Raw genomic sequence first — 26,781 nt, 5'->3', positions numbered from 1 at the left:
AATGGCAAAGTTAGAGAATAATAACGAGAATAAGAATAAAAAATCAGTAGCTGAAAACCTAGGGGATCAGGTACAAAAAACTGTCGAAAATGTAGAAGGAAAAGTGCGGGAGACAGTGAAAGAAGCATCTGAGCTGGCCTCGGATGCCATACACCATCCTGTGGAAACAGCTGAAGAGTTTGGGAAGCAGGCGGTAAAGGATGTTACCAGCTATGCATGGTGGGCAAAACTCCTTTTGATTCTCTTTTGGCTGGGTATTGTTCTTGTTGGAGGAATACTTGTTGTCATCAATCTTCCGGTTACAAAACAATGGGCAGCAGATCAGGCTCTTCAGATCGTAAATAAAGATTTTAAATCAGGTTTTTCAACAGAAAGTGTAGATGTAAACTACTTTGGAGATGTAACCATAAAAGGCTTAAAAGTAAAAGATTATAAAGGATTTGATTTTATTACAGCCCGTGAATTCCGTGCAGATTCTGACTGGATATCCCTTGCAGTAAATGCCATCTCCGGAAAAAGCAATTCTCTAAGTTTCAATTCTCTGACCCTTGTAAATGCTGATGTAAAAGTTATTACCTATAAAGGAGACAGTATCTCCAACTTTGTAAGATTTACAGAACTCTTTGATGATGGGAAAAAAAGAGATCCTAAAAAACCTCCTTTTGAGCTGAATTCCAGAGTGCAGATCATTGATTCTAAAGTTTCTATTGTTAATGAAAACTCTCCCGGAGAAGAAGGGAAATGGCTTACAGCAACCAAGTTCAATTTAAAAGCACCCAATGTTAAGGTCAACGGTCCGAATGTTTCAGCTTTGATCAATAACATGTCATTTGTCACTTCAAGATGGGGGAAATCTCATATTGTAGATACTTTTTCCACAGAACTGTCTTTAACGAAACAGTTTTTATCGTTAAAAGATCTTACACTGAATACAGATCATACCTTACTTCAGGGGAATATTAAATTTAATCTTCATGACGGTTCATGGTCGGACTTTGCTGACAGGGTACGATGGGATATGAATATTCAGCAGGGAAGCCAGATAAGCGGTTACGATATCAGTTATTTTGTGACGAACTGGGATAATATAAAACCGTTTAATCTTTCGGGAACGATGACGGGTCCTTTGAATAAATTTCACCTTGAAAATTTTCTGATCAGAAATCCTGATGTCAATATTGCAACCAAAACAATGAAGGTTGACAATCTGCTGAAAGGACATTTTGCCATTGAAACGAAAGACCTTTCTACAGATTTTACCTATAAAGATTTAAAAGCAATGATGCCTTCCTTTATCTCCAAAAAGATGAAGAACTTTGCAGATGATTTCGGAAAGTTAAAGTACAACGGAACGGCAAAGGTAAATCCGGATCAGATCTATGTGGATAACGGAAACTTAATGACAGGAATCGGGCAGGCTAAAATTTCTAAGCTGACATTGACAGGCTATAGTACTGCGATGCCTAAATACTCAGGATATCTTGATGTGAAAGATCTTAATACCTCTGTCATTACAAAAAATAAAACAGTAGGTTTAATTTCCGGTAAATTTGATCTGAACGGACAGAGCTTTGATGTGAATACAATGCGTCTGACAACCAAATCTCAGATTGCGAGTATTGAAATTATGGATAAAACGATCAATAATCTCTATCTGGACGGATTATTGGATCATAAAAAATACAACGGACTTATCACCGTCAATGATGAGCAGGCAAAAGCTACGATCAAAGGATTGATAGATTTCAGTACTTCAAGAGTGGCAATGGATGTGAATGCAGACGTTACTTACCTGAACATGAACTATTTTACCAATAAACCTGGCAGCCAGGTGGTAAGCGGTCAGGTAGATGGGAAGATGGCCATGTCTTCCATTAACGATCTTACTTTAGATGTCGACGCCAATAATCTTCACTTTGCTACGGCTACTCAAAAATATAATATTCCAAATGCCAAATTGAAAACATTCGTAGAAGCAGGAGGACGTGTGATTGATGTAGATGCGCCGGGAGCAGCTACGGGTAAAATATCCGGAAGATACAGCCTGGCAGATCTTGTCGGAATGGTAGAAAATGGGGTAGGAAGAATTTTGGTAGGCCCGCCACCGAGAAAATTATATCATGGGCAGAATTTTGCCCTGAAGTTTGATGTTCAGCAAGGATTGGTGAATTACTTTTTACCTGACCTGAGATTGCCGAACGGAGCATTGGTGGAAGGAGAATATGACGGAAATTCAAATAACCTGATTCTGAATCTGGATGCAGCTTCTTTGAAATATATCATGACGAAGGAAGAGGAAATTACCGATGCTGATAAAGCGCTGGCAGCTTCCAATCCTGATTATAAAGTGAATGACCGCAAGAATCTCAACAGAGACAGTGCGATGGTTGATAGTGTTAAAGTTAGAATTAACACAGCAGACCTTAATCAGCAATTGTATGCGAAGATCAATAGAGTGGTTTACAACAAAAACGTAATCAAAGATTTTGAGCTTAAAGGAAATAATGAAAACGGAAATACCCTTCATTTAGCGACCGTATTTAAACACGGAAGCCCTGATGATGAATTGAATGAAAAGCTTAAAGAATATGCCATCAATGTAGATCAGTCTACGGATGCAGCAGGAGATTATGTATTCAGGTTTGAACCTACTGAAGTGAAATTCAATGAAGTTACCTGGGCCATTGATACAAGTCCGGAACTGAATCATTCCATTACATATAGAAGAGAAACCGGAGATTTTGATATCAGAAATCTGAGGGTTTATTCTGATAAAAGTGCTTTGTTTATTAAAGAAGCACAGTTTAAATCGGCAAAAGATTTCTACGTAGATGCTGATATCAACGATTTTTCTGTGGAAAAGCTTCTTGAAATGCAGTCCGGAGGAAACACAATGGATATAAAGGGGCTTGCCAACGGAAGTGTGAAAATCAAAATGGATAAAAGCACACTGCAGCCACTGGTAGATCTTACCATTGATGATATTAAGATGAATGGCAATGATATGGGGGATATCTCTATTTCTGCCACCAATGGATTCTCTCTGAATGTGTATGATATTGATGTAAAAGTACACTCTGCGGGAGTACTTGGAAATAACAGCCTTAATCTGACAGGAACTGTCAACAATAATACTTCTTCGCCGATCATTGATCTTACCGCAGAAATGCGTGATTTTGACCTGTCATTTACACAACAGTTTGTACAGACTATTTTTGGAAACATTCGAGGTAAAGCTACAGGAGATCTTAAAATCAATGGAAAACTTAGCAATCTGGATTACAATGGAGATATTGCTTTAAAAGATTTTGGATTAAAATTGTTATTCACGGGAGTAGATTACGCGTTTGATGACACAGTGATTCAGCTGACGAAAGGTCTTGCGATTCTTAACAATATTGAGGTACATGACGGAAGAAGCAATTCCAAAGGGAATATTTCCGGGGCGATCCAGTTTGAAACCCTTTCTTCAATGGGGGTATCTCTCGTAATGAGAGCAGACAACCTGCTGATGCTGAATACCTCACAAAAAGATTTTGACCTGTTCTGGGGAAGAGTCTACGGGCAGGGAGATCTCTATGTGGACGGACCTGTTTCGGGATTGAGTATTACCACTCCTAATATGAAGGCACTTAACGGAAGTACCTTTACCTTTAATTCCAGTTCCACTTCCAATGTTGAGGAATTCAAAATGCTGAGGTTCCTTAAAGAAGGAAAAGACGGTCTGATTACGCTGGAAGAAAAGAAAAAGACGGGTGCCAATATGAATATCGATTTCAATCTGGCTGTAGATAAAGGAACCACTGTAAATGTACTGGTGGGTGATGATGTTGGAAATATTACCGTAAAAGGATCAGCGGACCCGCTGAGGTTCCACATGAACAGGCAGGGGAATATTGCGATGAGCGGGACCTATAAAGTAGATAACGGGACCTTTGTTTCTAAAGCAATTCTTAATAAAACTTTCCAGATAGAAAGGAACAGTAGTATCAGATGGGATGGTGATGCCATGAAACCCGCACTAGACATTAATGCCAACTATCTGAGGATGGTTTCCAATGCCGGGGAATATCTAAGCATGGGGAAACTGCAACCTATCAGTATCTTGCTTCAGGCCCATATTACCCAGTCGTTGGTAGACCCTCATATTGATCTTAATGTAACCGCTATGGATGTATCCAGTCAGGTAAGGGAAACTCTTGCTGCGAAAATGAGCCAGGAAGGAGAGAAAGTCCTTCAGTTTGGTTCTGTCCTGCTATTGAGTACCTTCAACGTATCAAACTCCGGCGGGGTGGATGTGAATGTAGGAAATGTAGCAGAATCTTCCGGATACAATATGTTACTGAAACAGCTGGGATCTGTACTTAATACTATGAGTAATGAATTTCAGATTGACCTGAATTATGTAAAAGGGGACCAGAATTCAAATTTTGGTGACAGAGCAAATGCCGGATTGAGTGTAGCTCTTTCTCCAAGAGTAAATATAAAAACCGGTTTGGGTATTCCATTATCGAAAACAGATGGGGCACAAAACAATTATTTGTCTACAGAAGGGTCTGTAGAGTATGATTTGTCTAAAAAGAATGACGGTACGCTGGTTATACGTGCTTATTCCAAGCCTACGAACATCGGAATGGTGAGTACAAACGGTTCTGCTAACCAAGCTTATGGTGGAGGGGTCGTGTGGAGTAAAAGCTTCAATTCTTTGTTTAAAAAGAAGAAAAAAGACAAAAAAACCTCAGATGCAAAAGGTGAAATAAAAACAGATTCTATAAAATCAAATGCTAAATAATTAGAATATTTTAATGATTTTTATCATCTGTGTTAATTATTGTTAATATTTGATATATATTTTTTAGTTAAATTATTTTTCGTAAATTTGCAAAAAATACATAGATTTTTTAAAGAAATTGTAATTTAACTAATATGAACTATCAACTGGACGAAATAGACAAGAAGATTCTTGATTTCTTAGTAGAAAACACAAGAATGCCTTTTACTGAAATTGCAAAGCAGATGGACGTTTCTGCTGGAACAATTCACGTAAGAGTGAAAAAGATGGAAGATGCAGGTATTATTTTGGGATCATCTCTTAATATCGATTATGGTAAACTAGATTACCACTTTACAGCTTTCATAGGTATCCTTTTGACAAAATCAAACCGTACTCAGGAAGTATTGAAAGAATTGTCAACTTTACCAAACGTAATTGAGGCTAGCGTTATTTCCGGGAAATATAATATTTTCTGTAAAGTAAGAGCTAAGAATACGGATGATGCTAAAAGAATTATTTACCAGATAGATGACATTCAGGACGTAATGAGAACTGAAAGTATGATTTCTATGGAAGAATTCTTAAGTGACAAAAACAGACTGATCAACGCTATCTCTGTGTAAGTCAAATTTTAAACGAATAATTATAAAAGAACTTATGAAATCTCTCATAAGTTCTTTATTTTTGTAGGTATGGAAGAATACAGTTATTTTGACGAAGATCCGAAGAAAGGATGGGGATTTGTTCTGGCATTTGCAGCTTTGATGTTGTTTACCATAATGGGCTTGGGAATTGATGTGGATGAATATCTGCAGCATGAATACCTGCAGATCCCAAGGTGGTACTTCTACGTTATTTTTTCAATTGATGTACTGATGATGCTGGGGCTGGTGCTGATGTTCTTTTACAGAAAAGTAGGGATCTTTATGTTTCCGGCTTTGCTGGTGATGCACTTCTTTATGCACAATTACTATCTGTCTACCTTCCTGTATACAGATGTTACCAATCTTTTCCTGTTTACAGGATTCGGAATGCTTGCCATTATCCCGAAATGGAAATTTTTCAAATAAGATCTAATTACAATAAGATAACAAACCGCTTTTAAATTTAATTTAAAAACGGTTTGTAAACACAGGAGAGAAAAAAGATTATCTGAGTTCCAGCGAATGGAAAATTTTTTGCTTTAAAGGATTCTTTGTCCAGTTTTCCCATCTTCCTACATGGGGATTGTAGCCGCATTTTAAAGGTTTTGACACATCTGTTCCTTTTTTGTTTTTAACGGCATTTTCGGTGTATGCTCTGCAGTCTGTGCAGATATACCGGAACTCACAGTCTTTGCAGATTTCTATATTGTCTTTAGTTAGGTCCCAATATTTTTTGAAATCCGGTTGAACTATTGCTTCTTCAAGGCTGTGATTATGGATATTTCCAAAACTTTCAATCATCAGCGGACAGTTTTTGATATTACCGTTTCTGTCAATGCCTATCTTTTTATACAGGCAGGAATTGTGGTTCATTGCTTCCAGCACTTTTGGAAGGTTGGTATTGAAATATTTCAGTTCCACTTTTCCACAGGCAGATAGTTTCAGATCATCTTCAAGAAAATGAAGTGAGAATCTATATTCATCTTTAGCTTTGAAAGGAGATTTCGAACAATTGTAGAAAATGAGGCTGTATATTCTGACTGTATTTTTTTGAAGAACCTGTATAAAAGATAGGTTTGTTTCCTGATGGAAGGGAGAAAATATTTCTATCCCTGATAGCACTGAGGCTTTGAAGGTTTCGTCAATTGCTATAAATTCCTGTGCAGTTAATGGTTTTATACTGTAAATAACCAAATGCTTTATTCCTAGTTTTTCTACTGATGGTTTTATTTTTTTCAGCAAGCTTATTTCTTCCAGTTCTATAAAGACATTTGTTATTATACTAGGTTCATGATATTCGTGTGAAAGCGGAGGAAAATTTCTGTCCCAATCGTTTTCAGTCACAAATCCATATTCTTTTTCAAGCAGGAGATTGATATATTCCTGAACAATTGATCTGGATTCTTTATCGTAATCTTTCAGTATATCTTCAATAGAATGAGTTTTTAGCTCTGCTATAAGCTCATGCAGTTCCAATGGATATAATTCTGACGCATTTCTCTGCAGATCTGAGATCAATATCCGGGTGGCTCCTTTGGTGATCAGGATGTTGCTGAATAGATTAAAATACTTCATAAATTAGGTAAATATTATTTTTTCTTAATTTTATCTTTTCTGATTTTAGATGAATGTTTTATACTAGGAAGCCCAATACTTTTTCTGTTGCGATTAATCCGAACAGAATCCTTATCATTATTCCGTAAGCTGTATCGTACAGCAGTATTTCTATAGTAATCATATGTATCAGACATTAAGGCATATTCTTGAGGAGAACAATTACCAGATTTTACATATTCAAATAATTTTTTTTTGAATTCAGGATATTTTTTTGAACCAATCATATGGCTTAGCAATGTAGGCATGGCGATGAAAACATCATTGTTTCCTAATCTGCCTATTTTTTGTCCATCAGGAAATCCATAATGTTCAAATGTCCAGAAAAAAAGATCTACATTTTTTTCAATGTTCTTACTTACAAGGGCTGTTTTTTCAGGCCTTCCCTCTTGGTCACGGATCACAGCAATACTAAAGGAGTCTATTAGTCTTTTATTCAGACTCTTTTTCCAGTCGGCTACTTTTTGGTCTGCTTCTAGACTGTCTATTCCGTATTTCTTGCAAAGCGGATAAAGCTTTTTATATTCATTAGGATAGGGAGCTACCAATGTAATGAGTTTGTATAGACTCTTTTTTCCACCAAAGTTTTTATGATACTGATCTGCAAGTTTAATATAGGTTTCATATTCTTCAGTAAGCTCTTGGTTTTTAGGTTCATACTTCTGAAATAATTTTTTGAATTTTTTTATGGCTTTTTCAGGTTTATTAGCCATTCTGTAAATACTGTCAATTTCGTTTACCTTCTTATAATATAAGATGTAATTTCGATTTTTGCAGGCACAAAGAGATAGATAAAAAATGGGGTAAATTATATACTTAAAATTAATACATAGATTTTCTTTTTTTATATTAAAATACTTCATAATAATCGATTAAGGGATTTCACCGGCTTTTCTCTTATATAGAAATTAGTCTGATATTTTTCGCAGGCTAAAACATAAACAACATCATTAGGTTTTTTAAGTTTCTGATCAGCGAAGGGTTCAATATGCTTGAAGTTAAGCGGAAGCTTGTTTTTTTCTTTAACTTTAATTTTCATAAATAATCTGCTATTTTTTTAAATAGGGGGTAATTACAATGATAATCTACATTAGCAAATTGTCCAACAGGATTAATTTCTAAGAAATAATATTTATCATCACTTTTAATGAAGTCAAGTGAACCACAATTTAGATCCAATATTTGCATAAGCTTATGAATTTTTAATTCAATATCTTGAGGAAGTTTATATGGTATGTTCCTATTAGGTTTTTTTGTGTTATATTTTCTGAAATCAGTTTTAGTTTGTTCATCATTTTGAGAAAAAATAGCCATTGAGAAGCATTCACCATTGATATAAAATGTCCTTATTTCGAAATCCTTTTCTATTTTCTCTTGGAAAAAAGAGACGAAAAAACTTTGTCTCTCCATTTTCTTTACTATAGTTGTATACATGATGCCATTCTGGTTATCTAATATATTATCTAGTATTACATTTCCTGTAATTGCTTTTGTAATTGTTTGGTTTATTGGGATTTCGTCGGTACTTTCAGCTAGGAAATAAGAGGGTACATCAAAACCTGTTTTCTGGGCATACTCCAATACTAAAAGCTTATTAATATGAGCTCTAGTTTGTTTATTCACATGGTTTTTAGATTCTAAAGTACGAAGTACATAGTCTTCAAGCCAATGTTGGGCTTCATTCATATGAATATTTATAGAGGTATTATTGTATTGTAAACGTTTAAATTGTAATCCACCTCTTCTATACCATACACTATAAATATCATCAAGAAAAAAACTGTTCTTCTGACTTTGTAAAAAGAACCTTTTTTTTAGAATTTTGATTACAAAAACTTCATCTTCATGAATATGAATAAAGTCTTTATTCATTGAAGTGAGATAACGCATAACTTCAATCGCTGTTCTGTCATTATCATTTGAGAAAATCATTATCATTTGGTTTTTAAACTATCGGCTAAATCTTTTGCTAATTTGTTTCGGTATGTTAAACTTGGAAGTCCAATATCTTTTCGGTTATGGTTTACTTTTGATGAATCTTTTATATTTTCATATCCCTGATAAACTCCATAGGTATAAGGGACTTTATGATGTAAGTTATTTCGATCTATCATAGCAGCATAGTCGCGAGGTCTGCATTTACCTGATTTTACATATTCTAATATTTTAGTTTTGAAATAATTATAATATTCATCATAATCTGCCATATGTAGTAATAATACCCCCATAGGCATAAAAACATCTCCATTCCATAAACCTATTTTTTGCATCGTTGGGAAGTCTTGGTTTTCAAATGTCCATTGAAGAAGCTCAGCATTCTTTTTATCATTCTTAAAAATATCCAATTTGTTTGTTCGTCCTCCATATTGGTCACGCTTGAATGCAACAGTAAAGGAATCAACTAATTTTCTATCAAGACTTTTTTCCCATTTTGCAATATGTTTTTCTATTTCAAGACTATCAATATTATATTTCTTATAAAGCTTGATGAAATGCGCATCTTGTTTTTTATATTTCCAATAAGGAGCTACTAAAGGAATTAATTTGTAAAGACTTTTTTTGCCTCCAAATTTTTTATGGTATTTGTTTGCAAGTCTGATATAGGTTTCATATTCCTCAATACGTTCTTGGTTCAAAGGGTGATATCTTCTAAACAGCTTCTTATATAAGACTACAGCTTTTTCAGGTTGTTTTCCTATCCTGTAGATACTATCAATCTCGTTTACTTTATTATAATATTGAATATAATTTCGATTTTTGCAGGAACTAAAGAATAAGCAAAGAATCAAATAGCTTATATATTTTGAATGAAGATTTTGATTTTGTTTCATATTGCGTTATTATTGGGAGCAGAAGGATTTATTAGTTTGGAAGTAACTTATAAAGACAGGACTGTAGATTGATTATATACAGTCCTGTTGATTTTATTTCCTGTTAATAAGGGTTGTTGTACTAGGGCCTTCAATCGTTAAAGTCATTGTCTTAATACCATCTTTGTAATAAGCTGTATCAGAACAATTATTGCCACATTGAGTAGGCTCTGATGTTCTTGCTGTATCATCTCCCCCGTGAATGTTTTGCAGGTTTTTCATTTTCTTGTTTTCCAAAGAAGAGAAATCTCTCTTCATTCCATTTAATTTTTTCATGTTGGTAATTTTTGATGTTTTATGAAATCATTTGTGTCATATAATCCCTGACATTTGGGCGAATCATTCTTCTATTTATCATGCACTGTACACATACAATTTAAAAATGAAGAATGTTTTTTGTCAACGTTGATTGGAGTAAAACTATAAATATTTAGATCACGTCGGTGGGATAAAATGTGCAATTCACTTGTTTTTTATTCTATGCACAAATACAAATTTTGACCTTGATTATAGCTTGGATTTGGTGAAATATCTGAAATTTGAAAAAGTATAAAGTGAAGTCTGATCATGTAAAGAAAATATCAGATCATTATAACATGTTGCACGGAATATATTCTATTGTACAATAAGTTAAATTGGTGTTGGAAATCAAGGTTTTAACACCTTTTTTGTGAGAAAATTTTGTGTTTTTATGAGTTCTTTTGCAAAAATCAATAGTATTTAACAAAAATGGTTCGGGTAATCATCATCCCAATGAAGATTTGGGAATCAGAAAATCATTGAAAATTCTTATCATGTAACCAATATGAATGCTTACAGAAACAAATTTTCCCGGAAATATCACTAAATTGAGAAATGATATAACAGAATATCAATGAAAAAAAATATTCTCAGAGAAGTAGGATATATTCTTGACCATAATAATATTTTTGAGGATTAATCGAAGAAATTGCAAGTCTGATGATCATAAAATTCTAAAATAAATTATCCATAATCGTGAAACTGGCTAGACTTCTAAAAAATATAATGCCTTGATTTGGCAGGATAAAGGTAATTTTACCGCCCATTTTAAAAAGAAAAGAAGTATGGATTTTGAAATTTTGAAACAGCAGATAGAAAATGCTGCTAAGAAGGCTTTTTTAGAAGTGTATGAAAAACATGGAGCTGAAGGAATTTACAGTTTTGCATTGTACAGTGACGAGGGAGCAATGACGGTCTGTCCTGCTGCCAATACAATGAAAGTAATGGAAACGGCAGATGAAGACGACATTCTTTATTATAAATATGAGCCGGCAGAATGGATCTATGAAATGAAAGGAGCCGATAAAGAATTCAATGAAATCTGTACTCAATTGAGGACGGAACTGGATAAACATGACGATGATGATCAGTGGTTTGAAGGTTTTCAGACTACACTTTATTCTACATGCATCGAAGTGTTGGAGAAACTTAAAAATGAAAACTTTTTTACACAAATCACAGGCAAAGATGTTTTCCTGATATTTACGGTTTCAGAGTATGAGTTTGAGACAAAAGATCTGCAGGATATTATCATCAGACTCAATGATAATGAATACAAAAGTGAATATCTGGACTGGATGGCTACCTGGGGCAATTAAAAGAATGAGGAATTAAAAAAACACTTTAAATATATACATATGAAGACCGATAAAATAATTGTCTCAGAAGCCTCCTATAAAAGTAGCGACCCTTATGATATAATCCGCTCCAATATTTCTGTGGTAAGCCTCTTAGACGAAGAAGGAATAGAAGAGGAGAATATGCATGAAGATTCAATCACCAGTTACTATGTTGATTATTACATCAGTCAGTATAAAAACGGAAACTTTTCTCAGTTTGTATGGAATTCCGGATGGTCGACAGAACTTAATAAGATCATTGAAGAAGGGCTAAAGAAAATAGGCGCTCAAAAACATTTAGACCTTTTTCTGGAACAGTCCTTAAAGGTGGAGAGCTTGAATAAGGGGGAATTGGAAACGTTTTTGGAAAGTGAATATTTTGGTTCCAACCCCACAAGAGATACTTTGAAAAATGATTCATTTTACGACCTTGAGGAAAACTTAACAGAGCTTCATGCCCAATGGTTGAAAAATCATCCGGACCTGAAAGTTCTGACTATTGATGACATGTTTTCAGAGCTTGAGAAATGGGTAGGAAGGGAAATCGAGAGATAATATTGAACTCTTAAATGAATAGAGCTATGGAAGACCTTAAGAAACTTAATATTGAATTTGAAAACTATCTCAATGAAATCAGTGTCCTGCTTACTGAAGACCTGATTCATTTGTTGGAAGGTAAAGGAATTAATTACCTTAGCGGCAATACTCAATCCGATATCAAAGCTTTTTATTTTGAATATGAATTTGAATATCTGAATATCATCTTCTGGGGTGTTAACAGTAAAGGTAAAATCGCAACAGAAACAATCTCCCTGCCAGCAAAAAAGAACAAGAATGATGATGAAAAGTGGACTGCATTGATTCCAGAAGAAATATGGCAGAAAGCTTCAGATTTTCAGGATGATTATGAAGAGGATGATTTTGATGAAATTCTGGATGAATATAATGATGAAAAGTACCGCCTGTTTGAACAATGGTTTATTACATACTGGAAAAAAGCATCGGAACAGACCAACATACAAATGGATGCCTATTTCTCCATTCACGACACCTATTTCAGAACAGATCTGAATACTCTGAAAACCCTTAATGAGGATGAAATTGCCCAGCGTTTTGAATAGATGGAATCTTTGATAAACCTATTTTTATAACAGTAAACCCCAAATCAAATTATCAACAACAATTATATTAATTATGAACAATTACAAATTTTACAAACAAGAAGGAAACCAATATATCTTTAAAAATCAGCCCGTATTTGTAATGGTGCTTTGTATTTTCTTTTTGATCGTAGCAGGATTACTTTTTAATAGTGTCAGAACTCTTAGCTATGTTCTTATTGCAGTGGTAGTACTTATTTCGATTAATTTTTTTACCAAGAAATTCATCATTGATATGGACCGAATGACCATTACAGGAAAACACACCATTTTTGTTCCGGCAAGAACCTATCCGATAGAGAATTTCAGAAATTTTCATGTACTGGCAACAAAATACATGGGATTTATTACCACCAATGTAATACTGTCTATTTATTTTGAAGTAGAGGGTAAGGAAAAGAAACTTACGATAGGACAGGCCATTACCCAAAAAGGAATACAGAAAATGGTAAACGAAACAGAAGATATTATGAACATCAACGGAGGAGACAATGAACGTAACAGACCGTTATAAATTTGAAGAAAACGGAAGTGAAATAAGCTTTATGCCCAATTACAATTTCCTGCGTACTTTGGTGTGGTGGCTTGCCTTTGGTGTGGTTGCACTTCCAGTGATTATCTATTATTTTATGGATAAAATGTCCAGAGATCAGTTTAATATTGCGTTGGGAATATGGGCAATTTACATGATCTACTTCCTGTTTGACCTGGTTTTCAGAGTTCCTGTGAAATATGTATTTGATAAATCCGAGAAATGTATTTATAGAAAATTATTAATTTCCAAAAAGCTCATGAACTTTGATGAAATGACCTATTTTGTTAATGATGAAAGAGGAACGTATTATTATTCCATCGGGAAGAAGAGAAATCAGTTTGTAAAGAACTATAGAATCAGCAATTATTTTTCTGGTTCCAAAGCTTCCGGTAGAAGAGAAGATGAGTACATACAGGAAATCTTATCTCCTGTTCTGATCGCTGTAGGAATTCCTATGAATCAGCAAGAACAATAAATTAGTAAAGAAAAGTAAGGTTGAGGTTCAAATGACGACTATAAGTATTACCATTCCCATCCTCTGGAGGGGTGGCGAAAATTCAAAGAATTTTTGACGGGGTGGTTATATACACAACTCAATCAACTTTATACAATAGACAAAACACGGCGGTTTCGAAGAAACCGCCGTGTTTTGTCTATATAAAATAACTTATCTTAAGCTAAAATTCTCTTTACAGCTTCTTTCACTGCTGCAGCATCTATTTTATACTTCTTCATCAATTCCGCAGGTGTTGCAGACTCTCCGAAAGTATCGTTTACCGCTACGAATTCTTGTCTTGTAGGTCTTTTTCTTGCAAGCATACCCGCAATAGATTCTCCTAAACCACCAAGGTAGTTGTGCTCCTCAGCTGTTACAATTTTACCTGTTTTTTCAACAGATTTTAAAATGATCTCTTCATCCAAAGGCTTGATCGTGTGAATGTTGATTACTTCACAAGAAATACCCTCTTTTTCAAGCTCATCAGCAGCCAGAAGAGATTCCCATACAAGGTGTCCTGTTGCAACAATCGTTACATCAGTACCTTCCTGAAGCATGATTCCTTTTCCGATTTCGAAAGGCATATCTTCAGGGATGAAAACAGGAACTACCGGTCTTCCGAATCTTAAATATACAGGACCTTCATGGTCAGCAATCGCCAATGTAGCAGCTTTTGTCTGATTGTAGTCACAAGTATTGATTACCGTCATTCCAGGAAGCATTTTCATCATCCCGATATCTTCAAGAACCTGGTGGGTAGCACCGTCTTCTCCTAAAGTAAGACCTGCGTGAGATGCACAGATTTTTACATTTTTATTAGAATATGCAACAGATTGACGAATTTGGTCATACACTCTTGAAGTAGAGAAGTTAGCAAAAGTTCCTGTAAAAGGAATTTTCCCTGTGATGCTAAGACCTGCAGCAAGACCAATCATATTCGCTTCAGCGATCCCTACCTGAAAGAATCTTTCCGGAGCTTTTTCAATGAATTTCTCCATTTTCAAAGAACCGATAAGGTCTGCACAAAGTGCTACAACATTAGGGTTTTTATCTGCAAGTTCAGCTAATCCTGCTCCGAATCCTGAACGTGTATCTTTTTTTTCTGTATATGTATATTTCATTTTACTAAAGTTTTTGATAATTGATAAATGAAAGCTGATCAACAATATTATAAAGTTCTGTGATCATCATTTATCATTAATAATTGATCATTTATAATTAATAATCAGCTGGAGCTTCTAGGTACAATTGCTTGAATGCTGTGTCCAGTTGCTCATCATTAGGAGCTTTACCATGCCAAGCGTGAGAACCCATCATATAATCAACTCCGTAACCCATTTCTGTATGAAGAAGAATAACAACCGGCTTTCCTTTTCCAGTTTCTGTTTTTGCTTTCTCAAGAATAGCAATTACCGCTTCAAGATCGTTCCCGTTTTTCTCTTCCAAAACAGTCCATCCAAAAGCTTCCAGTTTTGCATGAAGATTTCCTAATGAAAGTACATTGTCTGTGCTTCCGTCAATTTGTTGTCCGTTATAGTCAATTGTAGAAATGATGTTATCCACCTTCTTAGCAGAAGCATACATGAAAGCTTCCCAATTCTGACCTTCCTGCAATTCTCCGTCTCCATGTAGAGTATATACCAAAGAGTTGTCTCCGTCTAATTTCTTAGCCTGAGCTACCCCTAAAGCCACAGAAAGACCTTGTCCTAATGACCCTGAAGCCACTCTGATTCCCGGAAGACCTTCATGAGTTGTAGGGTGACCTTGCAATCTTGAATCTAATTTTCTGAAAGTACTTAATTCCTGTACCGGGAAAAAACCAAATCTAGCTAAAGTAGAATAGAATACCGGAGAAATGTGTCCGTTTGAAAGATAGAAATGATCTTCATTTTTACCCTCCATTGTAAAAGGCAAAGTATAATTCATTACTTTTCCGTAAAGGGCTGTGAAGAATTCTGTACAACCTAAACTTCCACCTGGGTGACCAGAATTTACAGCATGAACCATTCTTAAAATGTCTCTTCTGATCTGCGTAGTAAGAGTTTTTAACTCTTCAATACTTTTACTCATTATATCTGATTTATTTACATGCGAATTTACAATTTTTTACCGGCTTATGGAAATGCAAAAATCCAGATATAAAAATCCGGATTTTGACTAATTTGAATATTTTCCTGCTTTTAACAGCCTTCGTTGAGGTAAACGGAAATTTCAACAACGATATTATTAATAAACTTAAAGCTTAATAGGGTTCCTGCCTGACTGTCTTCAATATTAAAATAGCCAGTATCTTTAATCGGTTTGCCACTAGCATCCCAGTCCGGGCGAACACTGAAGTTAGGGTAATTTTTGTAGGCGTTGATAAGATCATCTCTGCTGCTTCCCACACCGATTCCGCTTTTGGTCTTAAATTTTTTACTGGTTGTCGCCATGTAAGTAATGGAAGGAACACTTGGATTGGCTTCATTGATGTAATTATCAAAAAGATCTATCTGAATGGTTTCGCCATTGTATTTTACAATATTTTTCTTCTCTCCGTTTGAATTTGTCAATGGTATCCCTGCAATCTTTTCAGCATCAGCCTTTGGCATGAAGACTTTAAAGGGCCCGATTCTTAACGTGGATACTTCAAAATTTTCCTGACCATTCATAAATCCAAATGTTAATACTAATGTGAAAATCGATATAAGTTTTTTCATGATTTTTTAATTTATGTTTTTTTTTATTCTAATGAATTTTCTAATGGATTTATATTATCCTTTTCAAAGATAAGTAAAATGCTAAAAGTCTATAAAATCAGTTATTTTAATAAAGAGAAAATTTTAAAATTTACTTATTAAGTTGAATGCTTTGTGGTAGCCTGATCGTTGCTTTTTTGCAATTAAATATTGCTTTTTTTTGAATTTTAATATGTGATTATTGGATTAATTTAACTAATTTTATAATTCTATGTTATTTGAATTATTGATCTTTAACTAACAATTCTTTAGTTTTTGATCTTATTATTTGGATTAATAAAAATTACATACCATTATATATGAAAATTAAACAATTATTTTATTTGGGGATATTCGTCATATCGATTTCCTCAGGGAAGGCACAGGACTTCTTTACAGTGATCAGTGAAAGATCTATTAAGGCAGATCCTAAAAACAGAACAGTACAACCGGAAAAGTCATTGACTTATACCTTGGATGTGGCTGGAATGAAAAGCTATTTTAATTCCGTTCCGGAATTGAAAGACAGTGATCGTAAAGATAACGCACCCATTATTGTACTGCCAATGCCTGACGGTACAAAAGCAAAGTTCAGAATCTGGAAATCTTCCGTAATGGCTCCAGGACTTGCCAGCCAATTCCCTCAGATCGTTACTTTGACAGGACAGGGAATGGATGATAAATATGCTACTATAAAACTTGATTTTACAGAGTTGGGATTCCATGCGCAGATAAAATCTGTGGTAGCTGGAGATACTTATATTGATCCTTATGCAAAATTGGATGTTAACAATTATATCATTTATAAGAAAAGTGATTTAATTGATAAAACCCCAAGATCTTGCGGAGTAAAAGATGAGGATGATTCTCCACTGGGAAAAAAAAACGCTCAAAAAACCACGGCTCCAAGCGTAGGAACTCAAATTAGAGTATTCAGGATTGCCGTAGCTTGTACAGGAGAATATGCAGTAGCGGCAACAGGTACAGCTACGCCTACTCTTGCACAAACACTTTCTGCAATTGTAACTTCTGTAAACAGAGTGAATGGAGTGTATGAGCAGGAAGTAGCTTCAAGATTGGTATTAGTGGATAATGAAGCCAATGTAGTCTTTACCAATGCAGCTACAGATCCATTTAATGGAAATAATTCTGCAGGTACATTAATTAACGAAAGCCAGACTCAAATTGATTTACTTATAGGAAATGCCAATTATGATATCGGACATACTTTCAGTACCGGTGGTGGTGGATTAGCCGGATTAGGAGTAATCTGTAACAATGGAAATAAAGGAAGAGGGATCACTGGTTCACCGAACCCTGTTGGTGACCCTTATGATATTGATTATGTTGCCCATGAAGTAGGACATCAGTTTGGAGGTCCACATACTTTTAATGCAACAACAGGAAGCTGTGGAGGAGGAAACCGTAGTGCAGCCAATGCTGTAGAACCGGGAAGCGGTATTACTATTATGGCCTATGCAGGGATTTGTGGAAGTGTCAATAACTTGGCAGCCAATAGTATACCTACTTTTCATACCAAATCATTCCAGTCTATTACGGCGAAAGTTCAGTCTACAACATGTCAGGTGACCATTCCTTCCAATAATTTTGCTCCTACAGTAAATGCAGGAGGTGATTATACGATACCTAAGAGTACACCTTTTAGATTAGAAGGATCAGCTTCAGATATAGACAATAATCCACTTACGTACTCATGGGAACAGAATGATGTAGGACCGCCAAGTGACTGGAATGTACCAACATTAAATGCAGCTATATTCAGATCATTTGTTCCTGTAACGGTTCCTTACAGATATTTCCCTAAAATTACAGATGTAATCAATAATACAGTAACCAGAGGAGAAATTTTACCATCTTATGCCAGAACGATGGAATTCAGACTGACTGTAAGAGATAATAATGCAGGCTGCGCAGGAGTTGCCAACGATGATGCAATCATTACTGTTGATGGAAACTCAGGACCGTTCACTGTAACTGCTCCGACTACAGCCGTAAGCTGGGCGGGTAATTCTACTCAGACCATCACATGGAATGTGGCGAATACAACAGCATTTCCTGTGAATGCCGCTACTGTAAATATTTACCTTTCAACGGATGGCGGTCTTACGTATCCTACTGTGATCTTGGCTTCTACTCCGAATGATGGTTCCGAGACCATTACCATTCCTAATGTGACTACCACACAAGCAAGAATTATGGTAGCAGCAGAGACGAATGTTTTCTACAACATTAACCCTATTAACTTTACCATTACTCAGACATTGGGCGTGAGTGAAGCAGCTGCCAATCAAGATGTATTTGTAGTATATCCTAATCCAAGTAAAGGACTTCTGAATATCAAATTTACCAACTCAAATGAAGTGTATGATATTACAGTGTATGATGTAAGCGGAAGATTAGTGTTCAACCAAGCAAATAACAAATTGAACCATGATAAAGTAGGTACTTTTGACCTATCTCAATTGATAAAAGGAGATTATCTGATCAAGGTTAAATCTAAAAATCTAGAGAAAACAATCAAGTGGATTAAAGAATAAGCAATCCATCATTGAATAAAAAAAGGCTGTCTTCTATTGAAAACAGCCTTTTTTATTTTGTATAAAGATTAAACAACTTTTAAATATTGTTTGTTTTTTACCAGCCATAAACCAATAAAGGTCAGAAGCCCGTTAAGGGCAATGAGTTCTACCCCAATTCTGTAATCTGTATAAGTCGTAACCGCCAGATTGATGAAGTAAGTCAATACAGGTGCTAAAAGGGTAACAGTAAGAATGGAATATTTTCTGGAAATCTGAAACTTGGTGAAAATTCCAAAAGCAAAAAGTCCCAAAAGCGGTCCATATGTATACCCTGCAATTTCCATGATCAGATAAACAATAGACTTGTCATTCAGTGCTTTGAAAACCATGATCAGGATGAAGAAAACTACTGTGAAAATTAAATGCACTTTCATACGAAGGCGTTTTTTCTCTTTTTCAGTTTTGGTCTTATCTTCATTAAGGTTTAATAAATCTACACAATATGAGCTCGTTACAGCCGTTAAAGCTCCATCCGCTGAAGGGAACAATGCTGAAATCAATCCGATAATGAAAATAACGGAAATAGCCATTGGGAAATATCCCTGAAGTGATAAAGCAGGGAAAAGGTCGTCGCCCATTATATTTTTAATATTTCCTGTTGAATCTTTAAATCCAAAAATATTAGTTATCGTTTCAGAATTAAGAGTTCCATATTCAGCGCCGTGCTGTATCGCAAAAAGATAAAGTAATCCCCAAGGAATAAGAAGGCAAGATTTACCAAAAGAAGAGTTCCTGCAAAGGTCAGCATGTTTTTCTTTGAATTCTTAAGATTGTCTACAGAAATATTTTTCTGCATCATTTCCTGATCCAGTCCAGTCATGGCAATCGTAATAAAAATCCCTCCCAAAATGGTTTTCAGGAAAAAGGTTTTAGAATTAGGATCAAAATTGATGAAATGAGTATAATTTTTCTGTTCCAGAATCGTATAGGCTTCACCAAAAGATAAATTCAGGTTTGATAGAATAAAAACGATACACGCTACAAGACTGATAATCATAAAAGAAGTCTGCAGAGTATCAGTAATAACAATTGTCTTTACACCGCCTTCAAAAGTATACAGAAGGACCATCAGCAAAAGAACAAGAGAAGTCACCCAGAAAGGTACTCCAAGACCCTGTAGTAAGAAGATCTGTAAAACATTTACCACCAGATATAATCTTGCTGTAGCACCAATGGCTCTTGAGATAATAAAAAATATAGAGCCTATTTTATGGGCTTCCACATTGAATCTTCTACCTAAATAGGTATAAATGGAAGTCAGATTCATCTTATAATAGAGTGGGAGCAGTACAGCTGCTACAATGAAATATCCGATGAAAAACCCAATGACCATCATATAGTATTCAAAGCCACCATAAATATATTCGGAGCCGGTCATTTTACCCACGGTTCCCGGAACTGAAATAAAAGTAACCCCGCTTAAGCTGGTTCCTATCATCCCGAATGCAACGAGCCACCATTTACTCTTTTTGTTACCGATAAAAAACGACTGGTTATCAGAGTTCCTGCTGGTGAAATAAGAAATCACCAAAAGGCCGATAAAATAAATGAAAACAAATAGCAAAAGGATAGTTCCTGGATTCATGCTTGATTTTTAAATTTTAGCAAATATATAAAAAAGATCAGTCGTGAATTGAGAATTTACAAAGCTGTCAGTTTTATAGTGAATTGCGAACCGTTAATTTGCGCTGCAGTTTATTTTATAAGTGCTCTGAATATAGATTTTGTCTAAAAATTTAAAAATAAAAAACCTTCCAGAAATACTCTGAAAGGTTTATATGGTAAGTGTGGAAACAGTGACTAATTCACTAATACATCCTGCAGTTCCTCACTTTTCTGAAAACTTGCTTTAGCGAAAGGACAGAGGGGAATAATCTTTTTCCCGTTTTTCCTGGCAAAATCTACTGCTGCCAGAAGCATTTCCTTACCTACACCTTTTCCGTTGTAGGCTTCTTCCACCTCCGTTTGGTCTATAATAAATCTTTCTTCTCCTGCCCAGGTATAGGTCATCATTCCTGCGCGTCTTCCATCTATGAAAGCTTCAAAACTTCCGTGTTTTTCGTCGTTGTTTTGTTTTACTTCGATCATGTTATGAGAATTTAGTTAGTATTTCTATGTCGTTAGTTAATATTTTATGAACGGGGCAGGCATCAGCAATGGTATGCAGTCTTTTCAGCTGCTCCTCATCCAGAATACCTTCAAAGGTAATATCTCTTTTGAAAACGGCTCTTTTTGTTAATGGATAATTTTCAAGTTCTACTTCCACATTGATGTTTTCTACATCCCATTCCTTTCTTTCAATGTACATTCTCAGCGTAGCAGCTGTACAGCTTGCCAGTGATGTAGCCAGAATTTCCATAGGATTAAAACCTTTATTCTGTCCGCCTTTATCAACCGGTTCATCCGTGATGATCGTATTTTCACCGGCTGTTACTTCGGTATAGTATTTTGTTTTTCCTAAACTTGCTTTTACTGTTACCGCCATTATTTTTCTGTATTGAATTTATAACTTAATGCACCTGAAGGGCATAAGTCTACCTGTTTTTTTAGTTCTTCCGGAGTTGCATTTTCTGCTTTTATCCAAGGTCTTTCTTTAGGATTGTAGACTTTTGGAAGTGTTTTTACACATATAGCAGAGTGGATACACTTTTCAGGCTGCCAGATGACAGTAATGTTACCATTGGGATATTCGTGTGTTTCCATATCAATTTTCTTTTAATGTTTTTTCGATTCTTCTGTCCGGAATCAGCCATATGAGAGCCACGAGATAATAAAAACCTATGGCAATATAAGGATAAAAAAATGAAGTAGCGATCCCGAGGACATAAAATATAATAGAGATATATTCTTTGTATTTTGAGTGAATGGCCTCTTTCAGCTTTGAATCTTCACCCTCGCATTTGATGATGACATGCTCCAGAATGGTGTAAGCAATCGCCGCCATAATGAGCCCGATACCATAGACTGCAACAGGGTTTTTTGCAAAACTTGTAGTGCCGATCCACTCTGTTGCAACTGGCATCAGAGAGAGCCAAAATAAAAGGTGAAGATTGGCCCAAAGGATGCTGCCATTTACTTTCTTTACCGTCTGAAACAAATGATGATGATTGTTCCAGTAGATTCCTACATAAATAAAACTGAAAATATAAGCCAGGAACTTGGGAAGGAGAGGTTTGAGACTTGTCCAGCTATTTCCCTCAGGTACTTTTAGTTCAAGTACCATGATGGTGATAATAATAGCCAGGACACCGTCGCTGAATGCCTCTAATCTTCCTTTAGTCATTCGTTTTAACCTGATTTTTAAAGTTTTGTATTTTATCTTTCAGATCATTCAGCATATCAGGATTGATCACTCCGCTTTCCATATCAAAATTTTCATAAAACTTCGGTAATGAAAAAGTATCCTTGATATCCGCTGCAAACTGTGGGAAAAATGTTTTGGCTGTATTCATCACATTTCCTCCGCCATAACCTCCGGGAGACGTGCTCATCAGAAGCATAGGTTTATTCTGAAATACTTTTACATTAATTCTTGAAGACCAGTCAAAAACATTTTTAAAAGCAGCGCTGTATGAACGGTTGTGTTCCGCAAGAGAGCAGATGATCACATCACACTCCTCAATAACTTTTAAAAACCGATGGGCTTCATCCGGAAAACCTTTCTTTTCAAGATCTACGGAGAAAACAGGCATTGTAAAATCGTTGAGGTCTATCAGATTGATTTCTTCATTCTGAAAATCTTTCAGAACAAACTTTACCAGTTCCCTGTTGATCGAAGTGGAAGATGTACTTCCGGCAAATGCTAATATTTTCATGATCTGAACTGAATTTATTTTCTGTTTAAAATAGCCTTAGGAAGCGGAACATATTCTTTTTCGTCACCCGGAACCAAAGGAAAAGCCTCATGATTCTGATCATTCCAGTTTACTTTAGCCTGGTCGAGCTTTTCTTTATCTGAGTTAACGAAATTCCAGAATATAAAACGTTCCTCATCAAATGGTTCACCTCCAAAAAGATAAACTGTTCCGTTTTCGCTCATATCAAATTCACAAAGCTTGGTGTCTTTAGCAACCATAAGCTGTTTTGAACCATATGAGTTTCCATCTGTAGTAACGGTTCCGTCCAGCACATACATGGCAGCTTCCCCGTAAAGATCTTTTCCAATGCTTATTTTCTTAGCCTCTTTTGTTTTGATCTCAATGAAAAATAACTTACTGTGTACAGGAACCGGAGACGTTCTTCCAAATGCTTCACCGGCAATTAATTTATATTGAATGCCATCTTCTTCCCAAACCGGAATATCATCCGCTTCACTATGATGAAATGTAGGCTCCGATTGTTCAAGATGCTTCGGAAGCCCTACCCAAATCTGGAATCCGTGAAGTCTTTTATCACTGTGTCTTAAATATTCAGGCGTTCTTTCTGAATGTACAACCCCTTTTCCGGCCGTCATCCAGTTCACAGCACCTGGTTTTATTTCAAGAGCACTTCCGATACTGTCTCTGTGGAAAATAGAACCCTCCAACAGATATGTTAACGTAGATAAACCGATATGCGGATGAGGCGGAACATCAAGGTTTTGATAATCCTTTAATTCCGAAGGGCCCATATGATCGATAAAAACGAAAGGTCCAACAGCTCTTTTTTCACGGAAAGGAAGAAGCCTTCCTACCAGAAAGTTTCCGATATCTGCTGCTTTTTCTTCAATGATAAGTCCGATATTTGACATGATGATGTGATACTTTTTAAAATGTTATTAAATAAATAAGTGGTTTTGCTGAAGGTTTAAAGTTTGTCATATCCTTCAAATTTCTCATCCACGATACGTTTCCATTCAGGATGCTTCTTGATAAAAGCAAAAACGTAAGGACAGAATGGAAGAAGCTTTTTCCCACTTTCTTCAATATAATTTAACGTTTTCTCAACTACGGCCGCTGCGGCACCGGTTCCTGCCAATTCAGGCTCTGCTTCTGTATGTACCAAAGCAATCTGGTGGGTAGTCTCACGATAATCGATGAATGCGTAATGCCCGTTGAATTCTATTTCAAATCTTTTATCTGCTTTTACGAGGGGTATATTTTCAAATTCTGCTTTCATATATTTTGTATTAAGAGCGTTCTGTTTTTTTAACAGGATTTGCTCATTATGACAGTTAAACCTTATAGGTTTCTAAAACCTATAAGGTTTGCCATCATATAAAGTTAATAAAAAAAGGAATAATCAAAGATTAAGATAAATTTAAATCTTTTAATCTTCCAGATATCCAAATTTTCCGGTATTGAAATCTTCGAAGGCCTGCATGATTTCTTCTCTGGAATTCATTACAAAAGGGCCATGAGGAAAAATAGGTTCGTTGATAGGTTCACCACTGATGATCAAAACAATCGAATCTTCTTTTGCTTCTATGGTGAAAATTTCGCCCTCATTTTTAAACAATGCCAAATGATCGGTCTTCACATTTTCCTCCCCGTTGATGATGATACTTCCTTCAATAACCAAAGCGGCAGTATTGAAGTGAGATGGAAAATTAAATTCTGCTTTTCCTCCTGCTTTAAGCTTTGCATTCATCATATGAAGTGGAGTGAAAGTAGAAGCAGGACCTTTATGGCCGCTATACTCTCCGGCAATGACTTCTATAAAACCATTCTCCCCTAAATCTACTCTTTCCATTGCAGAGTTTTCAATAGCCTGATATTTTGGACAGCTCATTTTATCTTTTGCCGGAAGATTCACCCAAAGCTGAACCATCTGAAAAATTCCTCCTTCTTTTGCCCATTCTGTTTCATGATACTCTTTATGAAGAACTCCTTTTGCTGCAGTCATCCATTGAACATCACCTTCTCCGATAACGCCACCGCCGCCGGCACTGTCATGGTGTTCTACTTTTCCGCTATAAGCTATGGTTACTGTTTCAAAACCTCTGTGCGGATGAACTCCCACACCTCTTGGTATTTCTGATCCATTGAAATGGAATTTCGAATTGTAATCCAGCATAATGAACGGATCCATTCTTTTCATTTCTAAACCAGGTGCTCCCGGAATAAAATTATGAACCCTGAAACCATCGCCTACAAAATGTGCAGGTCGTGGAGATACTACGATTTCTACTTTTTTAGTTGCCATCACATTGTTGATTTTTTATATAAGCAAAAATATCATAGTTATCAACGAAAAGCATTGATCTGTGATAAGTTTGTAGGAAGGGTGAAAAGGCAAATGTTCGGAATTGTGATTTTTGACTATTCTTCCTTCGACTTCATATTCTTTCCATCCGAAATATGGAGTCTTCTAAAAACAAACCCGGATATAATCGTCAATATTCCTACGGTGAGAAATGTGTATCGGAATGCATTGTGAATTTCACCTTTGATCAGGTCTGTATTTTCAAATAGTTTTAAAACAATCAGCCCGAATGCTATTCCAAATCCGATGGCCAGCTGTTGATTCACCGAAATTAATGAGTTTCCACTGCTGGTCTGGAAATTCCGGAGGTCGGCAATAGAAATAGTGTTCATAGAGGTAAATTGTATAGAGTTGAAAAAACCTAATACAGCGATAATAGGTACAAACCAATATAAAGAAGTATGTATATCAGGAATAGCGAGCAGACAGATCAGGGTACCAATAATGAATGTATTTACCATTAGAGTCTGACGATAACCATATTTATCTAAAATTTTAATAACAGATGATTTCCCAAAGATTGCTGTTAAAGCCATGGGAGCAATGATCCAGCCTGAAGTTACGGCAGATTGTTTGTACGCAATCTGAATCATGAGTGGAAGGAGTAGCGGAACAGAGCTGATGCCTAATCTGGTGGCAAGATTTCCTACAATACCTACACGGAAAGTTCTTACCTGAAAAAGATTTAATGGGAATATAGGATTTCCTCCTCTTTTAGCATGTTTATAATAATAGTACAGGAACAGGAAGCCCATGATAAATACAAGTAAAACGGGCGAAATATTCTGCATGTCTCCAAAAAGTTCCAATGAAATGGAAAGTAGGAGAGAGGCGGCTGCAAAGATTAAGAAGCCTTTTAAATCAAAATCTACATCATCAGATTTATAATTGGGCATGAATTTTAATCCCAAAATAATTCCCAAAATACCAATGGGAATATTGATCAAAAATATCCAGTGCCAGGATAGATAGTCTACCATATAGCCTCCGACTAATGGCCCCAGTACAGGACCAATAAGAGCTGGGATAATAGCAAAGTTCATGGCCTTGAGCAATTCGCTTTTATCAAATGTTTTGATCAGTGCAAGCTTTCCGACAGGGGTCATCAAACTTCCTCCAACTCCCTGGATAACCCTTGAAATAACCAGGTGTGTAAGATTTTGAGACAGAGAACAAAACAGAGAACCTAAGCTGAACAATACCAATGAAAAGATGAATATTTTTTTTGTCCCGAACCGGTCTGCAAGAAATCCGCTGGCAGGCATAAAAACCGCTAAAGTCAGAACATAGCTGATAATGGCGTTCTGCATATTAAGCGGAGATTCTTTCAGGTCTTTTGCAATAGAAGGCAGGGAGGTATTCAGAATTGTGGAATCCAGCATCTGCATGAAAATAGCAGTAGCGAGAATCAGGGGGAGTATTTTCTTTATGGACGTCTGTTGTGTGCTTACTTCTGTCATTGGGTATAGGCTGGGCAGTCAAAAAACTTCCAGACTTATTTTTATGTGAAGAAATTGCTTGCTTTAAGCGGTTTGATCTTTAGATCAG

General features: G+C 35.8%; 27 protein-coding genes and 1 pseudogene. 9 read left to right on the top strand and 19 right to left on the bottom strand.

Annotation, left to right across the window (positions count from 1 at the left end; genetic code table 11):
- The first annotated feature begins 1 nt into the window (after position 1).
- The 3 genes from LF886_RS20370 to LF886_RS20360 all read left to right on the top strand — a co-directional run bounded on the left by LF886_RS20370 (position 2) and on the right by LF886_RS20360 (position 5,844).
- Positions 2–4,792, top strand: a complete 4,791-nt coding sequence (locus LF886_RS20370; RefSeq protein WP_236851360.1) for a translocation/assembly module TamB — start codon at positions 2–4, stop codon at positions 4,790–4,792.
- Between the two features lie 134 nt (positions 4,793–4,926).
- Positions 4,927–5,397 (top strand): Lrp/AsnC family transcriptional regulator, encoded by a 471-nt coding sequence (locus tag LF886_RS20365; protein ID WP_034696982.1) that lies wholly within the window; start codon positions 4,927–4,929, stop codon positions 5,395–5,397.
- A gap of 69 nt (positions 5,398–5,466) precedes the next feature.
- A complete protein-coding gene (locus tag LF886_RS20360; RefSeq protein WP_103231618.1) occupies positions 5,467–5,844 on the top strand; it encodes a hypothetical protein in 378 nt (125 codons plus the stop codon).
- A 78-nt stretch (positions 5,845–5,922) separates the two neighbouring features.
- Here LF886_RS20360 and gwsS read toward each other — a convergent pair whose 3' ends face one another.
- The 6 genes from gwsS to LF886_RS20330 all read right to left on the bottom strand — a co-directional run bounded on the left by gwsS (position 5,923) and on the right by LF886_RS20330 (position 10,178).
- The gene (gwsS, locus tag LF886_RS20355) at positions 5,923–6,993 is read right to left on the bottom strand and encodes a grasp-with-spasm system SPASM domain peptide maturase (protein ID WP_236851359.1); all 1,071 of its coding nucleotides are present in this window, start codon (positions 6,991–6,993) and stop codon (positions 5,923–5,925) included.
- 14 nt (positions 6,994–7,007) lie between these two features.
- Positions 7,008–7,745: a hypothetical protein gene (locus LF886_RS20350; RefSeq protein WP_236851358.1), complete on the bottom strand. Its 738-nt coding sequence runs from the start codon at positions 7,743–7,745 to the stop codon at positions 7,008–7,010.
- A 146-nt stretch (positions 7,746–7,891) separates the two neighbouring features.
- Positions 7,892–8,071: a hypothetical protein gene (locus LF886_RS20345; RefSeq protein WP_236851357.1), complete on the bottom strand. Its 180-nt coding sequence runs from the start codon at positions 8,069–8,071 to the stop codon at positions 7,892–7,894.
- On the bottom strand, positions 8,068–8,964 hold the full coding sequence (gene gwsG / locus LF886_RS20340; protein ID WP_236851356.1) for a grasp-with-spasm system ATP-grasp peptide maturase: 897 nt from the start codon (positions 8,962–8,964) through the stop codon (positions 8,068–8,070). The genes LF886_RS20345 and gwsG overlap by 4 nt, the downstream gene beginning before the upstream one ends.
- A 2-nt stretch (positions 8,965–8,966) precedes the next feature.
- Complete coding sequence (locus tag LF886_RS20335) at positions 8,967–9,863, bottom strand: hypothetical protein (RefSeq protein ID WP_236851355.1); 897 nt, start codon at positions 9,861–9,863, stop codon at positions 8,967–8,969.
- Between the two features lie 93 nt (positions 9,864–9,956).
- A complete protein-coding gene (locus LF886_RS20330) occupies positions 9,957–10,178 on the bottom strand; it encodes a TIGR04139 family peptide modification target (protein ID WP_236851354.1) in 222 nt (73 codons plus the stop codon).
- 809 nt (positions 10,179–10,987) lie between these two features.
- On the opposite strand from LF886_RS20330, the gene LF886_RS20325 reads away from it, so the two are divergent.
- From LF886_RS20325 to LF886_RS20305, 5 genes are all read left to right on the top strand, one after another.
- Positions 10,988–11,521: a DUF4303 domain-containing protein gene (locus tag LF886_RS20325; protein WP_124530724.1), complete on the top strand. Its 534-nt coding sequence runs from the start codon at positions 10,988–10,990 to the stop codon at positions 11,519–11,521.
- A gap of 39 nt (positions 11,522–11,560) precedes the next feature.
- Positions 11,561–12,097, top strand: a complete 537-nt coding sequence (locus LF886_RS20320) for a DUF4375 domain-containing protein (protein ID WP_236851353.1) — start codon at positions 11,561–11,563, stop codon at positions 12,095–12,097.
- Between the two features lie 26 nt (positions 12,098–12,123).
- Positions 12,124–12,663 (top strand): hypothetical protein, encoded by a 540-nt coding sequence (locus LF886_RS20315; protein WP_236851352.1) that lies wholly within the window; start codon positions 12,124–12,126, stop codon positions 12,661–12,663.
- A gap of 73 nt (positions 12,664–12,736) precedes the next feature.
- Positions 12,737–13,216 carry a hypothetical protein gene (locus tag LF886_RS20310; RefSeq protein WP_236851351.1) on the top strand — a complete coding sequence of 160 codons (480 nt, stop codon included), beginning with the start codon at positions 12,737–12,739 and terminating at the stop codon, positions 13,214–13,216.
- Positions 13,194–13,712: a hypothetical protein gene (locus LF886_RS20305; protein ID WP_236851350.1), complete on the top strand. Its 519-nt coding sequence runs from the start codon at positions 13,194–13,196 to the stop codon at positions 13,710–13,712. Before LF886_RS20310 ends, LF886_RS20305 begins: the two co-directional genes overlap by 23 nt.
- Positions 13,713–13,909: 197 nt before the next feature.
- Here LF886_RS20305 and LF886_RS20300 read toward each other — a convergent pair whose 3' ends face one another.
- The 3 genes from LF886_RS20300 to LF886_RS20290 form a co-directional block, all read right to left on the bottom strand.
- Entirely contained in the window at positions 13,910–14,854 is a 945-nt protein-coding gene (locus LF886_RS20300; protein WP_152290811.1) for a transketolase family protein, read from the bottom strand.
- 97 nt (positions 14,855–14,951) lie between these two features.
- Positions 14,952–15,803: a transketolase gene (locus LF886_RS20295; protein WP_236851349.1), complete on the bottom strand. Its 852-nt coding sequence runs from the start codon at positions 15,801–15,803 to the stop codon at positions 14,952–14,954.
- A gap of 110 nt (positions 15,804–15,913) precedes the next feature.
- Positions 15,914–16,432 carry a hypothetical protein gene (locus LF886_RS20290; protein WP_236851348.1) on the bottom strand — a complete coding sequence of 173 codons (519 nt, stop codon included), beginning with the start codon at positions 16,430–16,432 and terminating at the stop codon, positions 15,914–15,916.
- Between the two features lie 338 nt (positions 16,433–16,770).
- Here LF886_RS20290 and LF886_RS20285 point away from each other — a divergent pair, with 338 nt between their 5' ends.
- Positions 16,771–19,008, top strand: coding sequence for a reprolysin-like metallopeptidase (locus LF886_RS20285; RefSeq protein WP_236851347.1), 2,238 nt, complete (start codon positions 16,771–16,773; stop codon positions 19,006–19,008).
- A 68-nt stretch (positions 19,009–19,076) separates the two neighbouring features.
- Here the strand turns inward: LF886_RS20285 and LF886_RS24200 are convergent.
- From LF886_RS24200 to LF886_RS20230, 10 genes and pseudogenes are all read right to left on the bottom strand, one after another.
- Positions 19,077–20,635 (bottom strand): annotated as a pseudogene (locus tag LF886_RS24200) (sodium:solute symporter).
- Positions 20,636–20,850: 215 nt separating this feature from the next.
- A complete protein-coding gene (locus LF886_RS20270) occupies positions 20,851–21,138 on the bottom strand; it encodes a GNAT family N-acetyltransferase (RefSeq protein ID WP_236851344.1) in 288 nt (95 codons plus the stop codon).
- A 1-nt stretch (position 21,139) separates the two neighbouring features.
- Positions 21,140–21,535: an OsmC family protein gene (locus tag LF886_RS20265; RefSeq protein ID WP_236851343.1), complete on the bottom strand. Its 396-nt coding sequence runs from the start codon at positions 21,533–21,535 to the stop codon at positions 21,140–21,142.
- Entirely contained in the window at positions 21,535–21,753 is a 219-nt protein-coding gene (locus LF886_RS20260; protein ID WP_103232767.1) for a (4Fe-4S)-binding protein, read from the bottom strand. Before LF886_RS20260 ends, LF886_RS20265 begins: the two co-directional genes overlap by 1 nt.
- Before the next feature lies 1 nt (position 21,754).
- The gene (locus LF886_RS20255; protein WP_236851342.1) at positions 21,755–22,333 is read right to left on the bottom strand and encodes a TMEM175 family protein; all 579 of its coding nucleotides are present in this window, start codon (positions 22,331–22,333) and stop codon (positions 21,755–21,757) included.
- Positions 22,326–22,865 (bottom strand): NADPH-dependent FMN reductase, encoded by a 540-nt coding sequence (locus tag LF886_RS20250; RefSeq protein ID WP_236851341.1) that lies wholly within the window; start codon positions 22,863–22,865, stop codon positions 22,326–22,328. Before LF886_RS20250 ends, LF886_RS20255 begins: the two co-directional genes overlap by 8 nt.
- Before the next feature lie 14 nt (positions 22,866–22,879).
- A complete protein-coding gene (locus LF886_RS20245; protein ID WP_236851340.1) occupies positions 22,880–23,779 on the bottom strand; it encodes a pirin family protein in 900 nt (299 codons plus the stop codon).
- 56 nt (positions 23,780–23,835) lie between these two features.
- The gene (locus LF886_RS20240) at positions 23,836–24,147 is read right to left on the bottom strand and encodes a GNAT family N-acetyltransferase (RefSeq protein WP_236851339.1); all 312 of its coding nucleotides are present in this window, start codon (positions 24,145–24,147) and stop codon (positions 23,836–23,838) included.
- 150 nt (positions 24,148–24,297) lie between these two features.
- The gene (locus LF886_RS20235; RefSeq protein ID WP_236851338.1) at positions 24,298–25,173 is read right to left on the bottom strand and encodes a pirin family protein; all 876 of its coding nucleotides are present in this window, start codon (positions 25,171–25,173) and stop codon (positions 24,298–24,300) included.
- Positions 25,174–25,289: 116 nt separating this feature from the next.
- A complete protein-coding gene (locus LF886_RS20230) occupies positions 25,290–26,693 on the bottom strand; it encodes an MFS transporter (RefSeq protein WP_124530708.1) in 1,404 nt (467 codons plus the stop codon).
- Between the last annotated feature and the right edge of the window lie 88 nt (positions 26,694–26,781).

It is taken from the genome of Chryseobacterium sp. MEBOG07, from assembly GCF_021869745.1.
GTDB classification, from domain to species: Bacteria; Bacteroidota; Bacteroidia; order Flavobacteriales; family Weeksellaceae; genus Chryseobacterium; species Chryseobacterium viscerum.
This window is presented reverse-complemented; position numbering and strand designations above follow the sequence as displayed.